Origin of the sequence: Salmonella enterica subsp. arizonae, assembly GCF_008692845.1 — a bacterium.
Classification (GTDB): domain Bacteria; phylum Pseudomonadota; class Gammaproteobacteria; order Enterobacterales; family Enterobacteriaceae; genus Salmonella; species Salmonella arizonae.
The window spans coordinates 1-4,658 of the sequence record NZ_VXJW01000025.1 but is presented as its reverse complement, the minus strand read 5'-3'; the positions used below and the strand labels follow the sequence as shown (position 1 = coordinate 4,658).

5 protein-coding genes, 4 tRNA genes and 1 rRNA gene are annotated in these 4,658 nt (G+C 49.7%); 8 read left to right on the top strand and 2 right to left on the bottom strand.

The window, feature by feature from the left end; genetic code table 11:
* The 3 genes from rrf to birA form a co-directional block, all read left to right on the top strand.
* A 5S ribosomal RNA gene (gene rrf / locus F4V61_RS22905) occupies nt 1-76 on the top strand; the annotation flags it as partial.
* 158 nt (nt 77-234) lie between these two features.
* Nucleotides 235-1,263: a UDP-N-acetylmuramate dehydrogenase gene (murB, locus tag F4V61_RS21880; RefSeq protein ID WP_058346081.1), complete on the top strand. Its 1,029-nt coding sequence runs from the start codon at nt 235-237 to the stop codon at nt 1,261-1,263.
* Nucleotides 1,260-2,222: a bifunctional biotin--[acetyl-CoA-carboxylase] ligase/biotin operon repressor BirA gene (gene birA, locus F4V61_RS21875; RefSeq protein ID WP_058346080.1), complete on the top strand. Its 963-nt coding sequence runs from the start codon at nt 1,260-1,262 to the stop codon at nt 2,220-2,222. The genes murB and birA overlap by 4 nt, the downstream gene beginning before the upstream one ends.
* 33 nt (nt 2,223-2,255) lie before the next feature.
* On the opposite strand, the gene coaA is transcribed toward birA, so the two are convergent.
* Both coaA and F4V61_RS21865 read right to left on the bottom strand, forming a co-directional pair.
* Nucleotides 2,256-3,206, bottom strand: coding sequence for a type I pantothenate kinase (gene coaA, locus F4V61_RS21870; RefSeq protein WP_058346079.1), 951 nt, complete (start codon nt 3,204-3,206; stop codon nt 2,256-2,258).
* Between the two features lie 208 nt (nt 3,207-3,414).
* A complete protein-coding gene (locus F4V61_RS21865; protein WP_038397233.1) occupies nt 3,415-3,588 on the bottom strand; it encodes a hypothetical protein in 174 nt (57 codons plus the stop codon).
* Between the two features lie 19 nt (nt 3,589-3,607).
* Between F4V61_RS21865 and F4V61_RS21860 the strand changes: the two genes are divergently transcribed.
* The 5 genes from F4V61_RS21860 to F4V61_RS21840 form a co-directional block, all read left to right on the top strand.
* Nucleotides 3,608-3,683 (top strand) — tRNA-Thr (locus tag F4V61_RS21860).
* Between the two features lie 8 nt (nt 3,684-3,691).
* Nucleotides 3,692-3,776: transfer RNA gene (locus F4V61_RS21855), tRNA-Tyr, on the top strand.
* Nucleotides 3,777-3,892: 116 nt separating this feature from the next.
* Nucleotides 3,893-3,967, top strand: a tRNA-Gly gene (locus F4V61_RS21850).
* 6 nt (nt 3,968-3,973) lie between these two features.
* Nucleotides 3,974-4,049, top strand: a tRNA-Thr gene (locus F4V61_RS21845).
* Between the two features lie 113 nt (nt 4,050-4,162).
* Nucleotides 4,163-4,658: GTP-binding protein (locus tag F4V61_RS21840; protein WP_000031734.1), on the top strand; the 496-nt coding region annotated here is incomplete at its 3' end.

Sequence of the window (4,658 nt, the reverse complement as noted above, 5' to 3'; positions counted from 1 at the left end):
CGAACTCAGAAGTGAAACGCCGTAGCGCCGATGGTAGTGTGGGGTCTCCCCATGCGAGAGTAGGGAACTGCCAGGCATCAAACAAGTGAAGAAGCCCGTCCATCAGGACGGGCTTTTTTGCATCTGTGCCTTATCCGCCCTACGGGGACGCACCGATCCACCCTCAATATAACCGCAAGCCTTCCCAACACAGATACGGTAAACTATTGCCGATTGAGTATCAGGAAAGCAGCCATGACCCATTCCCTAAAAACCTGGAATACCTTCGGCATTGATCATTGTGCAAAGCACATCGTATGCGCTGAAAACGAACAACAACTACTGAGCGCCTGGCAGCAAGCAACTCGTGAGGGACTGCCGGTTATGATCCTGGGTGAAGGAAGCAACGTCCTGTTTCTGGAAAATTACGCCGGCACCGTGATCCTTAACCGCCTGAAAGGCATTGAGGTAAAGGAAACGGCAGAGGCATGGCATCTGTATGTTGGCGCCGGAGAGAACTGGCATCAACTCGTTCGCTATGCGCTGGACAACAACATGCCCGGCCTGGAGAATCTGGCGCTCATCCCTGGCTGCGTTGGTTCTTCGCCTATACAGAATATTGGCGCGTATGGTGTAGAACTACAGCGCGTCTGCGACTACGTTGACTGCATTGAACTGGAAACGGGAAAACGTCTGCGTTTGTCCGCGGCGGAATGTCGTTTCGGCTATCGTGACAGTATCTTCAAACATGAATATCAGGATCGCGTTGCGATCGTCGCGGTGGGGCTACGTCTGTCAAAGCAATGGCAACCGATATTGACCTACGGCGATCTTACTCGTCTGGATCCAAAAATGGTCACTGCGCAACAGGTATTTGATGCTGTATGCCATATGCGCACAACAAAATTGCCGGACCCTAAAGTGCATGGCAATGCGGGCAGCTTTTTTAAAAATCCCGTTGTCGCAGCCGATATCGCTATGGAACTGTTAGAACGATTTCCCAACGCGCCGCATTACCCTCAGGCAGACGGCTCAGTGAAGCTGGCGGCAGGCTGGCTGATAGACCAATGTCAGTTGAAAGGCGTCACTATTGGCGGCGCTGCGGTGCATCGTCAACAGGCGCTGGTACTGATTAATGCTAATAATGCGACAAGTAAAGACGTGGTGGCGCTGGCGCAGCATGTCCGGCAAAAAGTGGGTGAAAAATTTAATGTCTGGCTGGAGCCTGAGGTTCGTTTTATTGGTCAGTCCGGAGAAGTGAACGCTGTGGAGAGCATTGCATGAAAGATACTACCGTTCCCCTGACGCTAATCTCACTACTTGCCGACGGAGAGTTTCACTCAGGCGAGCAATTGGGTGAACGGCTGGGAATGAGCCGCGCGGCGATTAATAAACATATCCAGACATTACGCGACTGGGGAGTAGATGTATTTACCGTTCCCGGGAAAGGATATAGCTTACCGGAACCCATCCAGTTACTGGATGCTGACCGTATACATAGCCAACTGGATAGCGGAAACGTGGCGGTATTGCCTGTTATCGATTCAACGAATCAATATTTACTTGATCGAATTGGCGAGCTGCGCTCAGGCGATGCCTGCGTAGCAGAATACCAACAGGCGGGGCGAGGCCGTCGCGGGCGTAAGTGGTTCTCACCGTTTGGCGCGAATCTGTATCTTTCAATGTACTGGCGCCTGGAGCAGGGACCCGCAGCGGCAATAGGCCTGAGTCTGGTAATTGGGATTGTGATGGCGGAAGTGCTGCGTGAACTGGGCGCTGATAAAGTTCGCGTGAAGTGGCCTAACGACCTCTATCTGCTGGATCGCAAACTGGCCGGTATTCTGGTCGAGTTAACCGGTAAAACAGGCGATGCCGCACAAATAGTGATTGGCGCTGGTATCAACATGGCGATGCGTCGTGTAGAAGAGGGCGTGATAAATCAGGGATGGATCACCTTGCAGGAGGCCGGAATTACGCTCGATCGCAATACGCTGACTGCAAAGTTGATTTATGAGCTACGTATTGCGCTTGAACTCTTTGAGCAGGAAGGGCTTTCTCCTTATCTCACGCGTTGGGAAAATCTAGATAATTTTATTCATCGTCCAGTAAAACTGATTATTGGCGACAAAGAAATATTTGGTATTTCTCGCGGCATTGATACTCAGGGCGCATTATTGCTTGAACAGGATGGCGTGATTAAACCATGGATGGGAGGAGAAATATCACTGCGAAGCGCTGAATAATAAAAAGGGGAGTCATTGCTCCCCTTTCTTCTATTATTTTCTTAACCTTACCTGTTCCACCGCATGGTTAGCGCTCTTGGTCATAATGAGGCTGGCACGCTCTCGTGTGGGTAGAATATTTTGCTTTAAATTCAACCAGTTAATTTCCCTCCAGAGCGAGGTTGCTGTATTTATCGCCTCTTCTTTAGACAATTTCGCATAATTGTGGAAATAAGAGTCAGGATCGGTAAATGCCCCATCACGGAATTTCAGAAAGCGATTGATATACCATGTCTGAAGAAGTTCTTCTGGCGCATCAACGTAAATAGAGAAATCAACGAAATCAGAGACAAATACATGGTGCGGATCGTGAGGATAATCCATGCCGCTTTGTAAAACATTTAAACCTTCAAGAATCAATATATCAGGCTGAGCGACGGTTTTATCCCCGTCAGGAATAACATCGTAAATCAAATGTGAATAGACCGGCGCCGTCACGTTCGGTACGCCAGACTTGAGGTCAGAAACGAATTTCACCAGTCGGTGCATATCATACGATTCGGGAAACCCCTTTTTCTTCATTAACCCGCGCTCTTTCAACACCTGGTTTGGGTGGAGGAAGCCGTCTGTGGTAATCAATTCAACACGGCGGTGTTCCGGCCAGCGGCTCAGCAATGCTTGCAGAACGCGCGCTGTCGTGCTTTTACCAACGGCTACGCTACCTGCAATACTGATGATATAAGGAATTCGTTGGCCGTTGGTGCCCAGAAACTGCTCAAGGACAGCCTGACGACGCAGATTTGAACTGATATAAAAATTTAGCAAACGGGAGAGTGGTAAATATATTTCTGCAACTTCTTCCAGCGATAAATCTTCATTAATGCCTTTTAACTGCGCGATCTCATCCTCGGTCAGGGTCATTGGCACAGAATCGCGAAGCGCAGCCCACTGGCTGCGATCAAACTCCAGGTAAGGCGTCATTAACGATTGCTCTTTTATACTCATAAGCATGTTTCTGGCTGCCATTGCTACATCAGTTCAGCGATGAACCAGGGCCATCCCTGACATGTAACGGCACGTCACATTTAAGTTAATTTGGACAATGGGCAGGAGGGTAACACCAGATGGGGAGGAATAATAAGAAAAAATCTCGCCGTGAAAGCTATCCCTAAGAAGCAATGTGACGAATATACCAGATACAGAAGATAGCTTTTTATCGACGGAGCGTTGAAATGCCGTGTCGTATCCTGACTGGACGTTCAGTAAAATGCCGAAAATTTATGCTCTCCTGTTTGAAATTAGAGCATTTTTGTCTCTTATAGCGCAAAATGTGAGCGATAGAACATTTTATGCAATTTTTTAGTTGCATGAGCACGCAGGTCTCCATAGAATGCGCGCTACTTGATGCCGACTTAGCTCAGTAGGTAGAGCAACTGACTTGTAATCAGTAGGTCACCAGTTCGATTCCGGTAGTCGGCACCATCAAGTCCGGTGGGGTTCCCGAGCGGCCAAAGGGAGCAGACTGTAAATCTGCCGTCACAGACTTCGAAGGTTCGAATCCTTCCCCCACCACCATTTTCGGCCGCGCGATGGCGCAGCCCGAGACGATAAGTTCGCTTACCGGCTCGAATAAAGAGGGTTTCTCTCGATATTCAGTGCAGAATGAAAATCAGGTAGCCGAGTTCCAGGATGCGGGCATCGTATAATGGCTATTACCTCAGCCTTCCAAGCTGATGATGCGGGTTCGATTCCCGCTGCCCGCTCCAAGATGTGCTGATATAGCTCAGTTGGTAGAGCGCACCCTTGGTAAGGGTGAGGTCGGCAGTTCGAATCTGCCTATCAGCACCACTTCTTTTCTCCTTCCTGTTTTATTTCTGTTTATTAGCATTCAACAAGTCGGGCATGTTGCCTGGTTGATGTGGTGATATCACCGATTTATCCGTGTCTTAGAGGGACAATCGATGTCTAAAGAAAAGTTTGAACGTACAAAACCGCACGTTAACGTCGGTACTATCGGCCACGTTGACCATGGTAAAACAACGCTGACCGCTGCCATTACTACCGTACTGGCTAAAACCTACGGCGGTGCCGCCCGCGCATTCGACCAGATCGATAACGCGCCGGAAGAAAAAGCGCGTGGTATCACCATCAACACTTCTCACGTTGAATACGATACCCCGACCCGCCACTACGCACACGTAGACTGCCCGGGGCACGCCGACTATGTTAAAAACATGATCACCGGTGCTGCGCAGATGGACGGCGCGATCCTGGTTGTTGCTGCGACTGACGGCCCGATGCCGCAGACCCGTGAGCACATCCTGCTGGGCCGTCAGGTAGGCGTTCCGTACATCATCGTGTTCCTGAACAAATGCGACATGGTTGATGACGAAGAGCTGCTGGAACTGGTTGAAATGGAAGTTCGTGAACTTCTGTCTCAGTACGACTTCCCGGGCG